The organism is Kitasatospora viridis, assembly GCF_007829815.1.
GTDB classification, from domain to species: Bacteria; Actinomycetota; Actinomycetes; order Streptomycetales; family Streptomycetaceae; genus Kitasatospora; species Kitasatospora viridis.
Genome location: NZ_VIWT01000001.1, coordinates 5,150,631 through 5,171,519 on the forward strand (window position 1 = coordinate 5,150,631; position 20,889 = coordinate 5,171,519).

The 20,889-nt window shown below is 73.4% G+C and carries 12 protein-coding genes; 5 read left to right on the plus strand and 7 right to left on the minus strand.

The annotated features are described in order from the left end of the window. Position 1: 1 nt before the first annotated feature. Both FHX73_RS23265 and FHX73_RS23270 read right to left on the minus strand, forming a co-directional pair. Positions 2-1,000 (minus strand): phosphotransferase family protein, encoded by a 999-nt coding sequence (locus FHX73_RS23265; protein ID WP_145906854.1) that lies wholly within the window; start codon positions 998-1,000, stop codon positions 2-4. Between the two features lie 130 nt (positions 1,001-1,130). After that, complete coding sequence (locus FHX73_RS23270) at positions 1,131-2,810, minus strand: purple acid phosphatase family protein (protein WP_145906855.1); 1,680 nt, start codon at positions 2,808-2,810, stop codon at positions 1,131-1,133. A gap of 293 nt (positions 2,811-3,103) precedes the next feature. On the opposite strand from FHX73_RS23270, the gene trpS reads away from it, so the two are divergent. The 3 genes from trpS to FHX73_RS47285 all read left to right on the plus strand — a co-directional run bounded on the left by trpS (position 3,104) and on the right by FHX73_RS47285 (position 6,586). Further along, the gene (trpS, locus tag FHX73_RS23275; RefSeq protein WP_145906856.1) at positions 3,104-4,102 is read left to right on the plus strand and encodes a tryptophan--tRNA ligase; all 999 of its coding nucleotides are present in this window, start codon (positions 3,104-3,106) and stop codon (positions 4,100-4,102) included. Positions 4,103-4,394: 292 nt separating this feature from the next. Then, on the plus strand, positions 4,395-5,786 hold the full coding sequence (locus FHX73_RS23280) for a nucleobase:cation symporter-2 family protein (protein ID WP_246213673.1): 1,392 nt from the start codon (positions 4,395-4,397) through the stop codon (positions 5,784-5,786). Positions 5,787-5,806: 20 nt separating this feature from the next. Beyond that, entirely contained in the window at positions 5,807-6,586 is a 780-nt protein-coding gene (locus FHX73_RS47285; RefSeq protein ID WP_145906858.1) for a DUF2785 domain-containing protein, read from the plus strand. Positions 6,587-6,897: 311 nt separating this feature from the next. Here FHX73_RS47285 and FHX73_RS23290 read toward each other — a convergent pair whose 3' ends face one another. Then, complete coding sequence (locus FHX73_RS23290) at positions 6,898-10,098, minus strand: AfsR/SARP family transcriptional regulator (RefSeq protein WP_145906859.1); 3,201 nt, start codon at positions 10,096-10,098, stop codon at positions 6,898-6,900. 308 nt (positions 10,099-10,406) lie between these two features. Between FHX73_RS23290 and FHX73_RS23295 the strand changes: the two genes are divergently transcribed. Beyond that, complete coding sequence (locus tag FHX73_RS23295; RefSeq protein ID WP_145906860.1) at positions 10,407-12,626, plus strand: tetratricopeptide repeat protein; 2,220 nt, start codon at positions 10,407-10,409, stop codon at positions 12,624-12,626. Here the strand turns inward: FHX73_RS23295 and FHX73_RS23300 are convergent. The 4 genes from FHX73_RS23300 to FHX73_RS23315 all read right to left on the minus strand — a co-directional run bounded on the left by FHX73_RS23300 (position 12,533) and on the right by FHX73_RS23315 (position 19,049). Then, complete coding sequence (locus tag FHX73_RS23300) at positions 12,533-13,144, minus strand: hypothetical protein (protein ID WP_145906861.1); 612 nt, start codon at positions 13,142-13,144, stop codon at positions 12,533-12,535. The two genes, FHX73_RS23295 and FHX73_RS23300, sit on opposite strands and share 94 nt — an antisense overlap. Further along, positions 13,141-14,355 carry a hypothetical protein gene (locus FHX73_RS23305; RefSeq protein ID WP_145906862.1) on the minus strand — a complete coding sequence of 405 codons (1,215 nt, stop codon included), beginning with the start codon at positions 14,353-14,355 and terminating at the stop codon, positions 13,141-13,143. Before FHX73_RS23305 ends, FHX73_RS23300 begins: the two co-directional genes overlap by 4 nt. 218 nt (positions 14,356-14,573) lie before the next feature. After that, complete coding sequence (locus FHX73_RS23310; RefSeq protein WP_246213674.1) at positions 14,574-15,476, minus strand: deoxyribonuclease IV; 903 nt, start codon at positions 15,474-15,476, stop codon at positions 14,574-14,576. Positions 15,477-15,554: 78 nt separating this feature from the next. Continuing rightward, a complete protein-coding gene (locus FHX73_RS23315) occupies positions 15,555-19,049 on the minus strand; it encodes a S8 family serine peptidase (RefSeq protein WP_145906864.1) in 3,495 nt (1,164 codons plus the stop codon). A 289-nt stretch (positions 19,050-19,338) separates the two neighbouring features. Between FHX73_RS23315 and FHX73_RS23320 the strand changes: the two genes are divergently transcribed. Continuing rightward, on the plus strand, positions 19,339-20,889 hold the full coding sequence (locus FHX73_RS23320) for a fatty acyl-CoA synthetase (RefSeq protein WP_145906865.1): 1,551 nt from the start codon (positions 19,339-19,341) through the stop codon (positions 20,887-20,889).

Sequence of the window (20,889 nt, forward strand, 5' to 3'; positions counted from 1 at the left end):
CTCAGCGCTCCTTGAGGGCGTCCAGCCCGTGTTGGACGAAGATCGGGACCAGCGCGCCGACCCGGTCGAAGCCGGCGCCGACGGTGCCGCCCTGCTGGAACCGGAAGTGGATGCCCTCCAGCACCACGGCGAGCTTGAAGCTGGCGAAAGCGACGTACCAGTCGACGCTGGAGACGTCGCGGCCGGAGCCGGCCGCGTACCGGCCGACCAGCTCCGCGCTCCCCGGGAAGCCGGGGGCCAGGGCCACGCCCGGGATGACGCCGGCGAACCGGTCGGCCAACTCGGTGTACATCACCAGCAGTCCGAGGTCGGTGAGCGGGTCGCCGAGGGTGGACATCTCCCAGTCCAGCACGGCGGTGATCCGGTCGTCCGGGCCGACCAGCACGTTGTCCAGCCGGTAGTCGCCGTGCACCAGGGCGGGCGCGGGGGAGTCGGGCAGGGCGGCGGCCAGGCGGTCGCGCAGCGCGTCGATCCCGGGCACCTCGCGGCTGCGGGAGGCGTCCAACTGCTTGCTCCAGCGCCGCACCTGGCGCTCCAGGAAGCCCTCCGGGCGCCCGAAGTCGGCCAGGCCGACCTCCTGCGGATCGATGGCGTGCAGCGCGACCAGGGTGTCCACCAGGTGGTCGGCCAGCGCGCGGACCCGCTCGGGGCCCAGCGCGGCCAGGGCGGCGCTGTCCCGGTGCGCGGTGCCCTCCACCAGCTCCATCAGGTAGAACGGCGCGCCGATCACCTCCGGGTCCTCGGTGAGCCGGATCGGCCGGGGGACCGGCACCGGCGAGCCGTGCAGCGCGCTGAGCACCCGGAACTCCCGGCCCATGTCGTGCGCGGTGGCCAGCACGTGGCCGAGCGGCGGCCGGCGCAGCACCCAGTGCTCGGTGCCGTCGGTCAGCCGGTAGGTCAGGTTGGAGCGGCCGCCCTCGATCAGCTCGGCGCGCAGCGGCCCGGTGCCCAGGTGGTCGCGCAGCCTGGCGAGGTCGAGTCCGGGTGGGTTGTCGGTCATGGGCGTCCTCCAAGGGTGACTAAGCGCTTGCTTAGCCTAGTCCCGAGGCGCGCGCTGTCAACGACGAAGCCGCACCCGTCTCCCAGGACGGGTGCGGCTTCGTCGGGCGTTTCGTCGAGCGTGCGGACCGTCAGCCGTCGGAGCGCTTGCGCTGCAGCACGAAGGTCTCCAGCGGGCTGATCGACCCGTCCGGCTGGGCCACCGTGTAATACGTGACGTGGATGCTCGTGGTCGCGCCCGGCCGGGTGCCCGGGTCCACCGTGAAGGCCGCGAAGCCGTAGGAGTGGTCCAGGTCGCGGTTGCCGATCCACGGCGCGTCCTCGAACACGTAGATCGGCGCGCGCTTGCCGTTGGCGCCCACCGCGCCGACCCCGGTGACCACCTTGGCCTTGGCCGGCTGGAAGAACGAGGCGTTGGACGGCGAGGAGGTGCCGCCGCCGCCCAGCACCATGTGCACGGTGCCCTGCGAGGTGTCCATCACGTCGGTCGCGGTGGAGACCGGGTTCGGGGTCAGCGTCTCCGAGCCGGAGACCACGCCGCGCACCGGCAGCGAGCGCTCGTAGTCGTGCTCGTGCCCGCAGACCACCAGGTCGACCTGGTAGCGGTCGAAGAGCGGGCCCCACTGCTCGCGCACCCCGCGGTCGGCGCCGTTGGCGTCCGAGGAGCTGATCATCACCTGGTGCATGCAGACCACCACCCAGTCGATCGACCGGTTCGCCCGGGCCGCCGCCAGGTCCTGCTCCAGCCAGGCCTGCTGGGCGCCGCCGCTGTAGCCGTGCACGTAGCTGTCGCCGGCGTCCTGGTAGGCCACGTCGTCGTTCTGCAGCACCACCACGTGCACCGAGCCGACGGTGAAGGAGTACCAGAGGCCCTTGGTCTCGTCGTCACCGCCGTTGTCCGGCAGGTCGAACCGGGTCTGGAAGGCGGTGAAGCCGATCGGGCCGTTGGCCTTCTCGTTCTCGTGGTTGCCGGCCGCCGGCATCCACGGGCGGTAGCGGGCCGAGCGGGTGTTGTTGGCGTGGAAGCCCTGCCAGGTGCGCAGCCGGTCCGGCGAGATGTTGGCGTAGCAGAGGTCGCCGTTGAGCAGGTGGAAGAGCGGGTCCACCTGCTCGATGCCGGCCACGATGTCGGCCGAGGCGGGGGAGGCGATGCCGCTGGGCACCGAGGTGTAGCCGCCCTTGCCGTTCGGCTGCCAGGTGGTGATCGGCACCGCCTGGTCGCCGAAGCTGGTGAAGGTGAACGGGTGCCGGCCGCGGTCGGCGGTGCGGAAGGTGCCCGCGTCCGGCCGGCCGCCGTCGTGCAGCGCGGCGTAGGTGTAGTAGGCGCCCGGGCGCAGGTTCTGCATCCGGGCGTGGTGGGTGTAGACGGTGCGGCCACTGGCGCCGTCCACGTAGGTGCGGGTCTCGGCCTGCACCGTGTGGCCGAACCCGCCGTCCAGGCTGCCGAGTTGGACCCGGGGGCGGCGCACCGGGCCGTCCGTGGTCCAGGAGGCGGTCATCTGCCGGGTCGGGTCGGCGCCGAAGGTCAGGTGCAGGCCCTCGACGGCCGGCGCGCCCATCGACTCGGGGCGGGTCAGCAGCAGCGGCGAGCCGGCGCCGGCGCTGCCGTTGCCGGAGTTGTTGTCGGAGCCGTTGTCGGTGCCGTCGCCGGAGTTGCCCGACGGTGCGTCAGCGGCCGCCGGAGTGGCGGCCAGCAGCGGTGCGGCGGCCAGCGCGGCGCCCCCCACCGTGGCGGTCAGCCGCAGCGCGCTGCGCCGGCTCACGGTGCCCTCCGCGGGGTTCGTCGAAGGGGCGTCATTGGGCTGGTCCATGAAAGATCCTCACTTCTGGTTCACCGATGGCGGACCACAGTAGGATCCGCAACCGCCGCTGGAGTGAACAGTGCGCAGCGCCCCACTGAACGCTGATCCGCGTTCAGGCCCCGCCGCGCAGGGGTTACAGTGGGACCCATGTGCGCAACGCTGCCGACCATCAGCTGGTGGCCGTCCTAGGACGGCCGCGCATCCCGCATGCCCTGGGCCGTCCGGACGGACGGCCCTTTCGCGTGCTCCTCGCCCCGGGCCCCGCCGGACGGCCGCCCACCCGGAGACGAGGAGAGACCCCGATGACCCTGGCCCACCCGCGCGTGCTCACCGGCGACCGCCCGACCGGCCGCTTCCACCTCGGCCACTACTTCGGCACCCTGCAGAACCGGGTCCGGCTGCAGTCCGAGGGCGCCGAACTCTTCGTGGTGATCGCCGACTACCAGGTGCTCACCGACCGCGACGTGGCCGAGCGACTGGCCGAGTACGTCGAGGAGTTGGTGCTCGACTACCTGGCGATCGGGATCGACCCGGAACGCGCCGTGATCTTCACGCACAGCGCGGTACCCGGCCTCAACCAGCTGCTGCTGCCCTTCCTCAGCCTGATCAGCGCCTCCGAGCTGCACCGCAACCCGACCGTCAAGGACGAGATCGCGCACTCCCAACAGGCGGCCGTGAGCGGCCTGATGCTCACCTACCCGGTCCACCAGGCGGCCGACATCCTGTTCTGCAAGCCCGGGCTGGTGCCGGTCGGCCAGGACCAGCTGCCCCACCTGGAGGCCACCCGGACCATCGCCCGCCGCTTCAACGCCCGCTACGCGCCGCCCGGTTCACCCGTCTTCCCGGAACCCCAGGCACTGCTCTCGGCCGCGCCGAGACTGCTCGGCACCGACGGCGGCAAGATGAGCAAGAGCCGCGACAACGCCGTCACGCTGGCCGCGACCGAGGACGAGACCGCCCAACTGCTGCGCGGCGCCAAGACCGACGCCGACCGCCGGATCAGCTATGACCCGGTCGGCCGCCCCGAGGTGTCCAGCCTGCTGCTGCTCGGCGCGCTCTGCCAGGGCCGCGATCCGCAGTCGCTCGCCGAGGAGATCGGCGACGGCGGTGCGGCCCGGCTGAAGTCCACGGTCACCGACGCCGTGAACGACTACTTCCGGCCGATCCGCGCGCGCCGCGCCGAGCTCGCCACCGACCGCGGCCACCTGCGCGCCGTGCTCACCCGGGGCAACGCCCGGGCCAACGAGATCGCCGACCGCACGCTCGCGCAGGTGCTGGAAGTGATGGGGATGCGCTACTGAGGCGCATGTGAATCCCTCTTGGAGGAAGCTCCAAGGTATGGCGGCGTGAGGGGGCTCGATAGCCGGAGGTATTGACGTGGGTCGGTGGGATTCCTACATTCTCCTGCAATACGGAAAAGATGTTCCGCATCGCGGATTTTCCAATGGGCCGGACCCGTCGCCGCGGGTGCCGGCCGGCGGGCGGCCGCGTGGCCGCCCACCAGGGTCGTCCCAGCGTCGCCGTGCCCGTCCCGCATCCGGTGGTCGTTCCCGGGCCCGAAACTCCCATCGGATGTGGAGGGAGCGGTCCCTGATGGACCGTCAGCAAATGCAGGAGTCCGGCGTGCACCCGGTGGACCAGGTGCTGCCGCCCGGGCGGATGTTCGCCGTGGCACTGCAGCACGTGGCGAGCATGTACGCCGGGGTCGCGGCACCGCCGCTGATCATCGGAGCTGCCGTCGGGCTGTCCCCCGCCCAACTCACCACCCTGCTCGCCGCCAGCCTCTTCATGGCCGGTGTGGCCACCCTGCTGCAGACCCTGGGCGTGTGGCGGATCGGCTCCCGGCTGCCGTTCGTCAACGGCGTCTCGTTCGCCACCGTCTCGCCGATCCTGGCCGTGGTCGAGGCCAAGAAGGGCGCCGCCCTGCCGCTGATCTTCGGCTCCACGATCATCGCCGGCGCCTGCTGCTTCCTGCTGGCACCGGTCTTCTGCCGCCTGGTCAGATTCTTCCCGCCGGTGGTCAGCGGCACCGTCATCACCCTGATCGGCGTCTCGCTGCTGCCGGTCGCGGGCAACTGGGCGCAGGGCGGCAACGCGCACGCCGCCGACTACGGCTCGCTGTCCAACCTGGGCCTCGCCCTGCTCACGCTCTTCTCGGTGCTGGTGCTGCACCGTTTCCTGCGCGGCTTCCTGCAGCGGATCGCGATCCTGTTCGGCCTGCTGATCGGCACCCTGGCCGCGATCCCGCTCGGCAAGGTCGACCTGGCCGCGGTCGGCCGGCTGCCGGTCTTCGAACTGCCGCACCCGTTCGCCTTCGGCGCGCCGAAGTTCGAACTCGCCTCGATCGTCTCGATGCTGGTGGTCATGCTGGTCGCGATGACCGAGTCCACCGCCGACATGATCGCGCTCGGCGAGGTGGTGGAACGCCCCGCCGACGACCGCACCATCGCCGGCGGCCTGCGCGCCGACGGCCTGGCCACCGCCGTCGGCGCCGTCTTCAACGGCTTCATCTGCTCCGCCTTCGCGCAGAACATCGGCCTGGTTGCGCTGACCCGGATCCGCAGCCGGTTCGTGGTCGCCCTCGGCGGCGGCTTCCTGGTGGTGATGGGCCTGATGCCGGTGGTCGGCGGGCTGGTCTCGCTGGTGCCGCAGCCGGTCCTCGGCGGCGCCGGGGTGGTGCTCTTCGGCTCGGTCGCGGTGGCCGGCATCCGCACCCTCAGCAAGGCCGACCTGAGCATCGGCTCCAACGCGATGATCGTCGCCGTCAGCCTCGCCTTCGGCGTGGTGCCGATCGCCTACCCGTCCTTCTACCACGCGCTCCCCGAGCAGGTGTCCACCCTGCTCAGCTCCGGCATCTCGGCCGGCTGCCTGCTCGCGATCGTGCTCAACCTGCTCTTCAACCACCTCGGCCGGGGCCGCGAGGTCCCACCCGCCTACGTGCCCGAGCAGCAGATCGCCGCCCTGGGGGCCGTGGGCGACCACTAGCCGCTCCCTAGACTGCTGCGGTGCCGCACTTCACCGCCCCCGACTTCCCGTTCCCGTCCGACGTCCCGGTGGTCGGGCTCGCCGAGCAGCTCTCCGAGATGCTCGCCTCGCCCGACCCCGTGGTCCGCGACGACCACGCCTACACCGCGCTCGCCAGGTGGACCCGCGAGGGCCACCTGGACGAGTTGCTCGTCCCGCTCGGCGACGCGGCCGTCGACCGGCTCACCCACCCCGAGGTGCAGGCCCGCAGCTTCGCCCCGCTGGTGCTGCGCTGCGTGCTCGCCCGCGACCTGGTGGACGCGCAGACGGCCGAGCGCTGGTACGCCGCCTTCGCCGACTGGTACCCCGCCGAGCCGGACACCCGCGGCTGGGACGACCGGCTCGGCTGGCTGCACGCCGTCGCCCACGGCGCCGACGCGGCCGCCGCCTTCGCCCGCGCCCTGCCGCACCGCGCCCCCGACCTGCTCCAGCTCTGCGCACGGCGGTTCACCGCAGACACCCCGCACCGCTACCAGCAGCTGGAGGACGCCCGCCTGGCCCGCGCCCTCACCGCCCTCCTCGCCACCCCCGGCCTCACCGAACCCGCCGCCACCGCCTGGCTCGACGTCCCCGCCACCGCCCTGGCCGACGGCGGCCCCGGCCCCGTCCCGCCCTGGGCCTGCAACACCTTCGCCACCCTCCAGGCCCTGCACCTGCACCTGGCGCGCGGCCTGGCGGAGGGCGGAGTCCCGCCGCACGCGGGGGCGGTGGGGGAGGGGGTGCTGGGCATCCTGCGGCTGCCGTTCCCGTGGCTGGGGTGAGCGGGCCGCGGCCGGGGTCGGACAGCACCGCGGGGTGTGCCCTCGATGGGCACACCCCGCGGGTTCCGCTTCGTCCTGCCTCAGCAGTCGAACATCCAGAACGGAAGCCAGCCGCTCGCCGCACGGTCCGCCAGGTGCTTCGCCTGGGCGGGGCGGGTCTCGACTGGGCGGTGCGACGGCCGTGCCCCGGTGGGAACGGAAGCGGGGACGGCGTCGTGTTGGTGCCGGTGCATGTGCGCCCTTCTGAGGAGCTGGTGGCGTCAGCGGTCCGCTGATCACACTGCCAACCCTAGAATGGCACGGGTAATCGATCAACTGCTGCTTGTGTTCGAGGCTGTTGGTGTTGTAGATGCCTGCGGTGACGCGGCCTCAGGCGCGGGCCGCACGGGTGCCGCCGGCTGGTTCGGGATCCTGACGCCGAGTCGGCGGAGGTCGGACGCGCCGGTCCGGTCGCCCAGCAGTGCGAGGGTCTCGCCGAGGGCGCGCAGCGTCTCGCCCTCCTCGTGCGGGTTGTCCAGGCGCTGGGCCAGCTCCAGTGCGGCGACCAGGTGGTTGTGGGCGGCGTCGAGCAGGCCGGCGGCGGCCTCCGCCTCACCGAGCCCGCGGGTGGCGGCGATCCGCTCGTGGTCGGCGCCGAGCACGGTGCTCAGCGGGAGCGCGTCCTGGTACCACTGGATGGCCTGCTCGGGGTGGCCGGCGCGACGCAGCAGGTCGCCGAGCGCGGTCATGGTGCCGAGTTGGGCCAGGCGTTCACCGGTGCGGCGGAACACCGCGAGCGCCGAAATGCCCAGCTGGTGGGCACGCTCCCAGTCGTCGGGGGCGAGCGCCGGGATCAGGTTCGTCCGGGCGCGGGCCTGCTCGTGGGCGGGCAGGATCCGCTCGCCGATGGCCAGGCAGCGCTCCATGAGCAGTCTGCCGGAGTTGACCTCGCCCTTCTGCAGCAGGAGTTGACCGAGGTTGCCGAGCGCGCTGGCCTCCATCCGCAGGTTGCCCATCCGCCGGAAGCCGACCAGGGCGTCCTCCAGGTTCGCGATGGCTGTCGGCAGGTCGTCCAGGTAGATGGTGATGATGCCGATGTTGTTCCTGATCCGGTCCGCCTGGAGGGAGTTGCCGCACTCCAGGGCCATCGCCAGGGCCTGTTGCTGGGACTTCAGAGCGGCCCGGAAGTCGCCGGTCGTGCCGTGCAGGACGCCCGACTGGGAGATGGCCTCGGCGATGCCCTCCTGGTCGTCGGCCAACCGGGCCAAGGTGGTGGCCTGGGCGTTGATGGTCGCGGCCTGCGGGAGCTGGGCCAGGTGGATGTGCAGGCCGGCCAGGTCCAGCAGCGCACGGGTCTCGGCGTGCAGGTCGCCGGTGGCGTGCCAGTGGTCGGCCGCGGCCTGGTGCAGCGGCAGGGCTTCGCCCCAGTAGCCCTCCGCGTCGAGGAAGCCGCCCAGGGCATGGGTGAACCAGGCCGTCTCGGGATCCTGCTCGTGCTCTTCGAGGTAGCGCAACACGGCCAGCAGGCCGTCGAGTTCCGAACTCATCCAGCGCCGCGCCGCCGCCGGGTCGTCCCAGTGCAGGGTCGGTTCGGCCAGCGTGAGCCGGGTGGGCAGGGTGAGCCTCAGGCGGTGCGGGTAGAGGAGACGGTCGGCGCGGTCCACGGCGTCGATGGTGAAGCGGACCAGGCGGGACATCGCCGCGCGTTCGGCGGGTCCCGGGGCGGTGCGGTGGGCCAGGCCGGCGGCGAACTCGGCCATCAGGTCGTGGAAGGTGTAGGCCTCGGGCAGCGGCTCCTGGAGCAGGTGGGTCTCGATCAGCTCCTCGACCGCCCGCTCGGTGGCGGCGGGCGAGCGGCCGAGCAGGGCGGCTGCGGCGTGCTGGCCGAAGCGCGGACCGGGGTGCAGGCTGAGCAGACGGAACGACTCCTGGTGCTCCTCGGAGAGGGCGAGGTAGGAGAGTTCGAGGATCGGGGCGAGGTCGCGCCGGGTGTCGTGGATCTCGTCCAGCAACTGTGCCGTGCGGCGCAGTCGTTGCAGCAGGTGCTCCAGGGTCCAGCTGGACCTGCTCTTGAACCGGGTCGCGACCAGCTCGACCGCGTACGGGTGGCAGAGGCAGCGCCGGACGATCTCCTCGATCCGCTCCTCGTCGTCGGCCCGGTCGGGGCCGACCAGCGTGCGGAACAGCGCCACCGCCTGGTCGGGCGGCAGGGCGTCGAGCAGGATGTGCTGGGCGCCCGGGAGTTCGCTCAGGCCGCGGCGGCTGGTCAGCAGCACGAGTGAGCGGCTGGCGAGCGGCAGCAGGTCGCGCACCTGGTCCGCGCCGGCCACGTCGTCGAGGATCACCACGAAGCGCCGTTCGGTGATCAGCCGGTGCCAGAGCGCGGTGCGCTTCTCGCGGTCGGCCGGGACGGACTGCGGGGGCAGGTCGAGGGCGCGCAGCAGTGCGGTCAGCACCGCGTCCGGCGGGAGCGGGCGCTGGGTGGCGGAGTGCGCGTGCAGGACCACCCGGATCTGTCCGTCGGGGTACTGCTCGCGCAACCGGTGTGCGACGTGCACGGCGAGGCTGGTCTTCCCGGTGCCGCCGAGCCCGCTGATCACCCGAGGTCCGTCCGAGCCCGCACGTGTGGCCGCGGCCAGTTCGTCCTCGCGGCCGACCAGCAGACGCGGGGTGGGGAGGTTGTGCGGGACGGCGGGCGCGGGGGCCGGGGTCGGAGCGGGCGCGGGGCGGATCGCCGCGCGGGCGGTGGGTCGCGGCACCAGCTCGGCTGCGGGGAGGCCGGCCAGGATCCCCTCGTGCAGTTCGGCCAGGTCCTTGGACGGTTCGATGCCCAGCCGGTTCTTGAGGGCGCGGCGGGTGCGCAGGTAGAGCGCGAAGGCCTCGTCCTGCCGGCCGGCGCCGTACAGGGCGGTCATCAGCCCCGCGACCAGGGGCTGGTTGGTGTCGTACCGGTCGGCCAACGGCGTGAGGTCCGTGACGAGTTCGGCGAACTGGCCGAGGCGCAGGCCGGCGGCGACCCGGACGGTGGCGGCGGCGAGCTGGGCGGAGCGCAGCACGGCGCGGGTGGCGGTGGCCCAGTCGCCGTGCAGCCCGGCCAGCGGTTCGCCGTGCCAGAGGGCGTCGGCCTGGCGCAGCAGTGCCAGGGCGGACTCGTCGTCGCCGCGGGCGGCGTCCCGGCGGGCCTGTTCGGCGAGTTGGCGGAACCGGTGGTAGTCGATGATCTCCGGGGCGGCTTCCAGGGTGTACGCGTGGGCGTGGTTGGCGATCCCGATGGTGCCCTTGCCGAGGCCCTCGGCCCGGGCGGCCGCGTCCAGGTCGCGCCGCAGCCGGGAGACCAGGGAGTACAGGCTGTTCACCGGTTCGGCGGGCAGTTGCCCGTCCCAGATCCGGTCCGCGAGGGTGTTCAGCGCCAGCGGTCGGTTGACGTCCACCGCGAGGGCGGCGAGCAGGCAGCGGACCTGTTCCCGGCTGAGTCTCATGGGTCTGCCGTGGGCCACCAGTTCGACCGTGCCGAGCAGTCGCAGCTCTATCAAGGATCTCTCCTTTCTCGGTCGGGCATCGCCCCGCGCGCCTTTATCAGAGTTGTGAGCGGGGTAGAGGACACTGCATCACGTGTAGCGGAGTGTGAAAAGTATTTGGCGAAATAAGTTCTAACTAGCAATCAGAGCGAAAGAAGTTGATCGACAAATGATCGCTTAAGCAGGAGGTGTACCACGTGGAATCACTCCTCGCCGAGGTGCTGGGAGCGGCGCTCGCCCACGCTGGAGCCGCCGGCCGAACCGAACTGCGCCGACTGCTCGGGAGTCAAAGGGAAGATGAACTTCCGCTGAACGAACCTGAGTTGACGGACCATGGGTTGGTCGAGTACGCGATCCGGCGGGCCGCCGCCGACCGGGCTCTCGAACTCGCCCTGCTGGCCTGGGTCGAACAGCTGCCGAGCATTCGGATCCAGCACAACGGCATCGGTGGATCGGCCCGGCTCAGCGGTCTCGTGGTGCAGGCCCGCGACGTGCACGGCGGGCTGCACTGGCATTCGGCCAAAACCGAACTCCCGATTCCGCGTCAGCTGCCGCAGCCCGCCGCCGGGTTCGTCGGACGTGGCACCGAACTCGACTCCCTCGACGCCTGGGTGACCACCCACTGGCTGCTGGTGGTGAACGGGCCGGCCGGCGTCGGCAAGACCGGGCTGCTGCTGGCCTGGGCGGCGCGCCGGGCCGCCGACTACCCGGACGGGCAGCTCTACGCCGACCTGCGCGGCCACGGACCCGGCGAGCCGGCCGGCCCCGCCGAGACCCTCGGCGGCTTCCTGCGGGCCTTCGGCGTCGAGCGGATCCCCGCGGACCCGGCCGAGGCCGCGGCACTCTGGCGCTCCGTCACCGCGGGCCGCCGCGTCCTGGTGCTGCTGGACAACGTGGTGACGGCCGCCCAGGTCCGCCAGTTGCTGCCGGGCGCGCCCGGCGCGCTGGTGGTCGTCGCGAGCCGCTTCCGGCTCACCGGGCTCGGCGTGGACGGCGCCGCGTTCCTGCCGCTCGGCCTGCTGGACGAATCCGCCTCCGAGGAGGTGCTGGCGCACCGGATCGGGTCCGGGCGGACCGGCGCCGAGCCCGAGGCGGCCCGAGAACTGGCCGCCCACTGCGGCGGTCTGGCCCTGGCGCTGTCCGTGGTCGCGGCCCGGGTGGCGGCCCGGCCCCGGATGAGCCTCGCCGACGCCGCGGCCGCGCTGGAGCGGGAGAGCGGACGGCTGGCGGCGCTGCGGCTGGCGGGCGAGAGCGCGGTGCAGGGCGCACTGGACGCCAGCTGCGCCGGGCTGTCCGAACTCCCGGGCCGGCTCTACCACTTGATGGGCCTGCTGCCGTTCGCCGACTTCGGCGCGGCGGAGTGCGCCGCGCTGGCCGGGCTGGACCTCGCGACGGCCGAGGACCTGCTCGACGTGCTGGCCGAGGCCAACCTGGTCGAGGAGTTGGGCGACGGCCGCTACCGGTGCCACGACCTGGTGCGGCTGCACGCGGCCGGCCGGGCCCGGCACCTGGAGCCGGCGGGGGAGCGGGAGGACGCGCTGCGCCGGGTGCTGGAGTGGTACCTGGCCACCTGCTCCGCGGCCGAGCGGGTGCTGACCCCCAACCACGCGACCCAGCGCCGCGACGTCCGCCGGCCGCTGCCGCCCGCGCCGTTCGCCGAGAGTGACCGGACGGCCGCGCTGGCCTGGCTGGACGCCCGGCGCGGACACCTGGCGGCGGCCGTCCGCACGGCCGAGGCGCACGCCTGGGACGGCCTGGTGTGGCAGCTGGCCGACGCCATGCACCCGCTCTTCCTGCGCCTGCGGGCCCACGAACTGGGCTCGGCGGTCCACGAGTCGGGGCTCGCGGCGGCCCGCCGCGAGGGCGACCCGGCGGCGCTGGCCCGGATGCTGACGGACACTGCCACCCGGCTCTACAACCTGGGCCGGGGCGAGCGGGCGATGCCGCTCTTCCAGGAGGCGCTGGCCGCCGCGCTGGCCGGCGGCGAGCCGAAGGCGCAGGGCCAGGCGCTGCACGGGATCGGCCGGATCCACCACGCGGCCGGGCGGTTGGACGAGGCCCAGGACTGCTTCGAGCGGGCGCTGCGCCTGCGGCTGGCCGTCGGCTACCAGCGGGGCGCGGCGCTGACCAGGATGACCCTGGCGGAGATCGCCGTCGCCCGCGGCCGCCCCGACCTCGCCGTCCCCGAACTGCTGCTCGCCCAGCGGACCCTGACCGAGCTGGGCGAGCCCTACGAGGCGGCCCGGGCGCTGGCCCACCTGGGGCGGGCCCGGACGGTGCTGGGCGACCACGCGGCGGCGGCCGAGGCCCTGGAGCGGGCGGTGGAGCTCTTCCGGGCCGCGGGGTCGCTCTACTGGGAGGGGCGGACGCTGGAGCTGCTCGGCGAACTGGCCGAGGCGAGGGACGACCCGGAGCGGGCCTCGGCCCACTACCGGGAGTCCCTCGCGCGCTACCAGCGGATGGGCGCGCCGGACGCCGAACGGCTGCGGTCCACGGTGGAGCGACTGGCCGGCGCACAGCCGCAGGCCGGTCCCCCCGGGTGAGCGGCGGCCCGGACCGGCACCCGCACGGCCAGCGAACGGGCCGGCCCGGCGTGGCCGTTCAGCGCAACGGCCCGCAGCAGCTGCACCGGAAGCCGCGCCACCAGGCAGCCGTGCAGCAGCGAACCCAGCACCCCGGCGGGCACCCCGCGCCCGCCAGGAGCCGGCCGCCAGCTGAGCCGCCCGTGCGGCCAGGCGGTGTCGACGACGCCGTCCGGCCGGGCCAGCGCGGCGACCAGGCAGCCGGGATGACGGGCCAGCAGCTCGCCGGGCAGCCCGGGACCGGCGCCGTCGCGGTACAGCACGTCGGCCGCCTCCCGGAGCCCGGGCGGCCCGGCCGGGGCGAGCTCCACCGCCAGGTGCTCGTCGGCCCGCCAGGCGGGCAGCGGCTGCCCGCCGTCGAAGACCAGCCGGAGCAGCAGCGGCGCGGACCCGGTGCCGGCCAGCAGCACCAGGGCCGTCGCCCGCCCGGTCACCGCCCGCCCGGTCACCGCCCGTCCGGTCACCGCCCGCCCGGTCACCGCGGCCCCCGGTGGACCAGCGGTTCCGGCAGTGCCAGCGGCTCGGTCTGCGGCCGGTGCGCCGGCTCGCCCAACTCCAGGACGCGGTAGAGCAGTTCGCGGATGCCCTGGTTGAACGACCCGGGCCGGGAGGAGATCCTGGCCGCGATCTTCCGGTAGTCGGCGGCCCGGTAGCGCTCGGCGGCGTAGTCGAGCTGCTCCGCGAGCGGCCTGCTGGGTGACAGCGCCGGTGCGGTGCGGGCGAGTTGGGCGCCGGGGGAGTCCTGGTTGACGGACCGGAAGGGGTAGCGGGAGATCAGGATCGGCGCGTCGGTCATCGTCCCGTAGAGCGTGACCGAGCCGTGGTCGCCGATCACGAAGTCGGCGGCGATCAGCACCGGCCGCCAGTCGTGCTGCGGCGGGACCAGCACGATCCGGTCGCCGAGGGCGTCCGCCAGCCAGCTGCGGACCTGCCAGGCGCCGTGCCCGGCCCAGACGTTCGGGTGCACCAGCAGGGCCACCCGGTACCCGGGGAGTTCGGTGAGCAGCCGGGGCAGCAGGGAGTCCAGCCGGTTGAAGGCCGAGCCGAGCCCCCAGGTGGAGCTGACCAGGACCAGCCGCTCGTCCTCCCGCAGCCCCAACGCGGCCCGGTGAGCGCCGCGTTGGCCCAGGCCCAGGGCGATCCGGTCGTAACTGGCGTCGCCCACCACCTCGGTGATCGGCAGCGCCTCCGGGCACCAGCGGGCCACGGCGGCCAGGTCCTCGTCGTGCGCGACCGCGAAGGCGACCGGCACCACCTTGCCCTGCCAGGTCAGGTAGCGGCGGCCGAAGCCGCCCACGGTGCGGTCGGCGGTGTCCTGCGGGCGCGACAGCTTGATGTGCCCGGCCCCGTGCGGCAGCCGGACGACCGGACCGGTCAGCTGTTCCATGCCCTGCGAGCCGGCGGTCAGGATGAGGTCGAAGCGGGTCCGGCAGGCCTCCTCCCAGGGCAGGGCGGTGCCGCCGAGGTCGGCGAGCACGGCCTCGACGCCGCTGTTGAAGGCGTGCGGGGCGACGGTGAACTGGACGCTGACCCGCAGGTCGGCGCGGAAGACGGGGAGCAGGTCCTGGAGGCGGCGGCCGTAGACCGTGCTGTGGATGACGACGAGCACGCGCTTGCAGTCGGGCAGCGTCCCCCACTGGCCCGGGTCGCGCCGGACCGGGCCGGAGCGCTGCTGCTGGTCCGATGACATGTCGGTTCCCCCTCGGTGTGCCGTTCGGCTGGCGGTCGCGTGGGCCGCGACCTCTCGGGGGTTGCTCGGGGATGCTGGCGGAAGTCCTGACACGGCCTTGCGGAATCCTTGCCGCGCAGCTGGCGGCCGGAGCGGCGACCCGGCGCCCGGCGGTCGCGCGGCGGGGGAGGCGGGGCGCGTCCGGCATATGTCGCCGCGTCAGCCCCGGTCAGTGCGGGTCAGCGTGCGGCCGCCTCCGCCCGCAGCGCCTTCAGGCGGGCCACGTCCGCCGGGTGCCCGTGGCCGGGGGCGGCCGAGCGGTCCGGGGTCTCCAGGATCAGCGGCACCCCGGCGGTGGCGGGGTGGGCCAGCAGGTCGCGGAACGGGGAGGCGCCGATGTGGCCGTCGCCGATGTTGGCGTGGCGGTCCTTGCGGGAGCCGGCGACGTCCTTGGAGTCGTTGGCGTGGATCAGGCGCAGCCGCCCGGGGCCGGCCGCGTCCTCCAGGACGGCCAGGGCGGCGGCGACGCCGTCGGGGGCGGCGAGGTCGTGGCCGGCCGCGAAGACGTGGCAGGTGTCCAGGCAGACGCCGACCCGGGGGTGGCGGTCCAGCGCGTCCAGGTAGTCGGCCAGCTCCTCCAACCGGGAGCAGAGCGAGGCGCCCTGACCCGCCGTCGGCTCCAGCAGCAGCCAGGGGGAGTCGTCGCCCAGCGCGTCCAGCTCGTCGAGCAGCGGGCGGACGTCCTCGCGCACCTGGGCCATCGCCTCGGCCCGCCGGTGCGCGCCGATCGAGGAGCCGGTGTGCACCACCACGCCGAGCGCGCCGATCGCCCGGCCGCGCAGCAGCGAGTGGCGCAGCGAGTCGGTGGAGCGCTCGCGGGTGGCGGGGCTGTCCGAGCCGAAGTTGATCAGGTAGGGCGCGTGCACGTAGGCCGGGATCCGCCGCTCGGCGCAAGCGGCGCGGAAGGCCTCGTCCTGCGCCGGGTTGCCGGCGGGGGTGGCCCAGCCGCGCGGATTGGCCACGAAGACCTGGACGGCCTCGCCGCCGATCCGCTCGTTGTAGGCCAGGCCGGTGCCGACCAGGCCGCGCCCGGCCACGGGGACGTGCGCGCCGATCGGGTTGCGCGGTGGTGCGTCGTTCACCCTGAGAGGGTGCCACACGCGGACGAGGCCGCCCCCACCAGGTGGGAGCGGCCTCGCCGTGGAGCGGGAGAGCGGTGATCAGCTCACGGTGTAGCTGTACGGCAGGGCCGCCAGCACCGAACCCGTGGTGGCGAAGCTGTTGTTCGCCAGGGCCGCGCCCGCCGGGCCGGAGACCAGGTAGAGCACACCGTGCACCACGCTGCCCTTGGCGCCCTTGGGCGTGATGGTGACCTGCAGGCTGCCCGTCGCACCGGGCGACAGGACCACCGGGGTGACGGCCGGGGCCGTCGCGTTCCAGGCCGCCGCGTACGGGTCGCCGGTGGTCGAGGAGACCGCCGGGTCGAAGGCCTGGGTGTGCGCCGAAGCGGTCAGCGTGGAGCTGCCCGCCGGGGCGCCGGCCGCCGGGAACGGGCCGATCTGCTGGATGTAGGTGCTCCAGAAGCCGGGGACGATCGGCTGCGCGGCGCTGCCGGCGTCCTTGACCACCGAGATGGTCGAGCCGCCCTGGGCCGTCTTCAGGTCGCCGAACAGGTCGGGCGAACCGGTCGGGCTGCTCAGCTCGAACTGCGCCGGGGTGGTGGAGGCCGCCACACCGGTCAGGCCGTCGGTGCCCGGCGGGACCAGGAAGCCCGGCACCACGGTGCTGGTGGTCATCGGCAGGGTGACGGTGGCGGAGGCGCCCAGCGGCACCAGCGGCAGGTTGACCCGGTTGTTCAGGCGCGGGTCGGCCAGCAGCTGCTGCACGGCGGCGGTGTTGTTGGTGTAGTTCACCGTGACGCTGACCGGCTTGCCGGCCGGCAGCTTGGTGCCCGCCGAGTTGGGCAGACCGGGCGCGGCGGCCTGGTTCTGGTCCAGGCCGATGGTGCCGGTGAAGGGCTGGCCGAGCTCGGCGCCGGAGACCGGGTTGAGCACGTTCAGCACGAACCGCCAGCGGCCGGCGGCCGGGTTGACGGTGGTCGCCGAGACCCCGGCGGTGGTGCTGGTCAGGTTGCCGTTGGTGTCGAAGACCGCGTTGGACTCGGCGTCGATCGGGGTGCCGTTCGGGCTGATCAGCACGCCCTGCATGATCAGGTTCGGGTCCTTGGCGACGGTCAGGCCGACCCGCAGGTCCTGGTGGCCCTTCGGCACGTCGAACGCCCAGGAGAAGCTCTGGGCGGGCGAGCTGGCCCGGCCGTTGCCGCCGGTGACGGTGCCGGTGAAGGTACCGGTGTTGCCGTTCAGCGGAACCAGGCTGCGCAGCACGACCGGGACGCTGGTGGTGGTGCCGTTGGAGCCGGCGATCACGACCGACTCGGTGGCGTCACCGCCGGCGGCCGGGGTGGTCAGCTGGACCTTGAGGGTCTTGGACTGACCCGGCTTCAGGTCGGTCACCTGCGGGCTGACGGCGCCGGCCGGCACCGCCTTCTGGGTGGAGGCGTCCAGCTGCACCGGGCCGGTGAAGCCGGCCGTGCCCGCCGGGGTGTAGAGGACGGCGGTCCAGGTGCCGGCCACCGGGTGCGGGACGTCCACGATGCCGAAGTTCGGCGAGACCGCGCCGCCCTGCGGGCGGGTGTTGGTCTGGAACCGGCCGGAGGGGTCCAGCAGGGTCATCCGGACCACCGGGGTGACGGTGGAGTTGCCGTTGGCCTGCGGGGCGCCCTGCCACGCTATCGACGCGGCCAGCCGGTCGGCGCCGGCGGGGACGGTGAAGGTGGCCTTGTGCGAGACCCACGGCGCGCCGTTGGTCGCGTACGAGAACTGCGGGTCGGTGCTGGAGTTGATCTGCACCGTCTGCTGGGCGTCGCTCTGCGGCGTGAAGACGCGGGTGCTCGCGGACACGGTCTGCGGCTTCGCGCTGGTGTTGACCACGGTCACGTCGGCGGTGCGGGAGGTGCCCACCGCGCCGGTGTCGTTGATCTGACCGGTGGTCACCGCGACGGTGCTGCTGTCCGTCGAACCGGCCGGGGCCTGGTAGCCGCGGGCGGCCTCGACGGCGCCGCGCACGTTCAGCAGGCCGGCGCCCTGCTCCTCGGCCGGCAGGCCCAGGTCGGAGGCGGTGCCGGTGAGGAACTTCTTCACCAGGGCGGGCGTCGGCGACTGGCCGTTGTGGCCGTCGCGGTAGGCCTGGATGACGTCGGCGGCGGCGCCGGCGGTCAGCGGGGCGGCCTGGCTGGTGCCACCGAACGGCTGGATCGGGCTGCCCTGGCCGTTGAAGTTGGTGCACTCGGTGTAGATCGAGACGTCCGGCGAGCAGAGCGCCCAGTCGGACTCACCGGGGGCGACCAGGTCGACGGTCTTGCCGGCCTGGGTGACGCCGCCGGAGGAGAGCGCCGAGATCCGGTTGTTGGCCCAGGTCCCGTTGGAGAACTGGAAGGCCGCGTAACCGGTCTGCGCGTACGACTGGTTGTCGGTCGAGGCCCCGGCGGAGATCACGTTGGGGTCGGTCGACGGGGTGCCCACGGTGCCGTTGATGCCGGCGTCGCCGCTGGAGACGGTGACCGTGACACCGGCCTTGACGGCCATGTCGTTGAAGAGCGAGATGGTGTCGTGCGCGCCGCTGTCCGGCGTCACGTTGCTGCCGAAGGACTCGTTCAGGACGTCCACGTGGGCGACCGTGACGGCGTAGTCGATCGACTGCAGGATCGCGGAGTTCGGGAAGAGGTCGCCACCGGCCTTGAGCGCGACCAGCGAGGCGCCCGGCGAGATGCCCTCGATCCGGATGTTGCAGCCGGCCGGCAGCGGGTGGCTCGGGTTGACGAACTTCGACAGGTCGTAGCTCTGGGTCCCCTGGGCGATCATCGCGGACGCGTCGCCGAAGGCCTCGGCGTCACCGGCGGGGCTGAAGAAGCCCTGGCCGGAGAAGTCCTGGTAGTCCACCACGGCGTGCGAGCCGTCGGGGCGGATGAAGTCCGGGTTGTTCGGGTCCAGGCCGTCCGCGATGTAGGCGACCTTGACGCCGGTGCCGTCGGCGATCTCGTGCGCGCCGGGGGCGCCGGGGCTGGACTCGGTGTGGGTCGAGTACAGCGCCTCGGGCTCCAGCAGCGGCTTGCTCGGGTCGCTGGGGCAGACGGCGTTCGGGTCCTGCGCGTCGCCCTTGGCGACCGAGGGCGTGGTGGCGGCCTTGGCGGTGCCGGCCGGCTTGGCAGCACCGGTCCCGTCGGCCTGGTCCGTGCCGGCCTTGGCCGGGGCGGGCGGGGTGACCCGGACGGTCTCGTCCGCGATGACCTGGGCGACGGCCGGGTCCGCGGACAGCTGGGCCCGCAGGGCCGGGCTGACCGTGGCGGAGAAGGCGTTGCCGACCACGAAGCTCTTGATGTCGCTGCCGCCGCCGGCGCGCACCTTGGCCAGCAGCGGTGCCTGGGCCTGGGTCGCCTCCTTCTTGCGGGCGTCCAGGTGCCCGGCGTCCGCCGGGGCACTCGCGAGCTGGTCCTTGAGGATCACGATCACCGGGGCCGGGTTGCCGCTCTCGGACGCCGCCTGGGCGTTCGGGGCGGGGACGGCCGGAGCGCCGTTCGCGGTGGTCCCGAAAGCCAGGACCAGGGAGGCGGCGGTGAGGGTGACGGCTGCGAGCTGCGGTTTGCGCCAGCCGATCATGAACTTCCTTTCGTCTGATAAGACGTCAGGAGGCGTCACCAGACCGCGCGTACCGGGGTCGGACGCACGCGTGCCTCTGGAACGCCCGTCCCGACAAGCTCACGCATTCCATCGCGCCCGCGGCCTTTCGGACAAGGGGTTGCGGGGTACGGAACAACAGCGAGAGCGGAGTTGACCGTCCGATAGACGGACAATCGCACGTCAGACGGGTCATGACAGGTCGCCGCGCCGTGAGCTTTTTATGAAGATCGCAACATAACCATTTGGCTGTCCGGAAATATTGGTTGTCATGGACCTCTCCAACACGGCGTCAGCCGCGGACCCGCTCCACCCGAGCACCGTCCCCGGCCTGCTGCGCCGCTCCGCCGCCCGCACCCCCGAGCGCCGCGCGCTGCGCTACACCGCCCCCGGCACCGACCGCTCCTGGACCTACCGGGAACTCGACGACGCCGTCACCCGGGCCGCCGCCCACCTGCTCGCCCTCGGCCTGCGCCCCGGCGACCGGGTGGCCGCGCTCGGCCGCAACTCCGACGCCTACCTGCTGCTCTTCCTCGCCTGCGGCCGGGCCGGCCTGGTCCACGTGCCGGTCAACTACAACTGCAACGCCGCCGAACTGCGCTACTTCACCGAGCAGTCCGGCAGTTCCGCGCTCTTCCACGACGCGGCCTTCGGCGAACTGGTCGCGGCAGTCCGCCCGGCGGGCACCACCCGCCCGCTGGAGGACCTGCTGACGGTGGCTCAGCACGGCCCCGTCGAGGATCCTGGGGTGCCGGTCCGCGACACCGACCTGGCCCAGCTGCTCTACACCTCCGGCACCACCGCCGCCCCCAAGGGCGCGATGATGACCCACCGGGCGCTGCTGCACGAGTACCTGTCCGCCGTGGTCGGCCTCGACCTGCGCGAGGGCGACCGCCCGCTGCACGCCCTGCCGCTCTACCACTCCGGGCAGCTGCACGTCTTCCTGCTGCCGGCCCTGCTGCTCGGCTGCGAGAACCACCTGGTGCAGAGCCCGGACCCGGCCCAGGTGCTGCGGCTGCTCGCCGCCGAGCGGCTCACCTCCTTCTTCGCCCCGCCCACCGTGTGGACCGCGCTGGCCGCCCACCCCGACTTCCCGACCACCGACCTGGGCGCGCTGGAGAAGGCCTACTACGGCGCCTCGGTGATGCCCGCCCCGGTGCTGGAACGGCTGCGCGCGGCCCTGCCGGGCACCGGCTTCTACAACGCCTTCGGGCAGTCCGAGATCGCCCCGCTGGCCGCCGTGCTGCGCCCCGAGGAGCACGCCGACCGGCCCGGCTCGGCCGGCCGCACGGTGCTCTTCGTCGAGGCCAGGGTGGTGGACCCGCAGGGCCGCGAACTGCCGCCCGACGAGCCCGGCGAACTGGTCTACCGCTCGCCCCAACTGTGCACCGGCTACTGGGACAAGCCGGAGGAGACCGCGGCCGCCTTCGACGGCGAGTGGTTCCGCTCCGGCGACCTGGTCCGCCGGGACGCCGACGGCTACCTCTACGTGGTGGACCGGATCAAGGACGTGATCAACACCGGCGGCGTGCTGGTCGCCTCCCGCGAGGTGGAGGACGTGCTCTTCGCCCACCCGGGCGTCGCCGAGGCCGCCGTGATCGGCGTCCCGCACCCGCACTGGATCGAGGCGGTGACCGCCGTGGTGGTGGCCCGGGAGCCGCTGGACGGGGCCGAGCTGATCGCCTGGCTGCGCGAGCGGCTGCCCGCGCACAAGACGCCCAAGGCGGTGCACTTCGTGGCGGCGTTGCCGAAGAACGCCTCCGGCAAGGTGCTCAAGCGGGAGCTCCGGGAGCGGGTGACCGGCTCCGGGAACGCGTTCTGA

Coding starts and splice junctions, on each gene's coding strand:
- FHX73_RS23320 (WP_145906865.1), top strand. CDS start 19,339: ATGGACCTCTCCAACACGGCGTCAGCCGCGGACCCGCTCCACCCGAGC.
- FHX73_RS23270 (WP_145906855.1), bottom strand. CDS start 2,810: ATGGACCAGCCCAATGACGCCCCTTCGACGAACCCCGCGGAGGGCACC.
- FHX73_RS23265 (WP_145906854.1), bottom strand. CDS start 1,000: ATGACCGACAACCCACCCGGACTCGACCTCGCCAGGCTGCGCGACCAC.
- FHX73_RS23305 (WP_145906862.1), bottom strand. CDS start 14,355: ATGTCATCGGACCAGCAGCAGCGCTCCGGCCCGGTCCGGCGCGACCCG.
- trpS (WP_145906856.1), top strand. CDS start 3,104: ATGACCCTGGCCCACCCGCGCGTGCTCACCGGCGACCGCCCGACCGGC.
- FHX73_RS23315 (WP_145906864.1), bottom strand. CDS start 19,049: ATGATCGGCTGGCGCAAACCGCAGCTCGCAGCCGTCACCCTCACCGCC.
- FHX73_RS23280 (WP_246213673.1), top strand. CDS start 4,395: ATGGACCGTCAGCAAATGCAGGAGTCCGGCGTGCACCCGGTGGACCAG.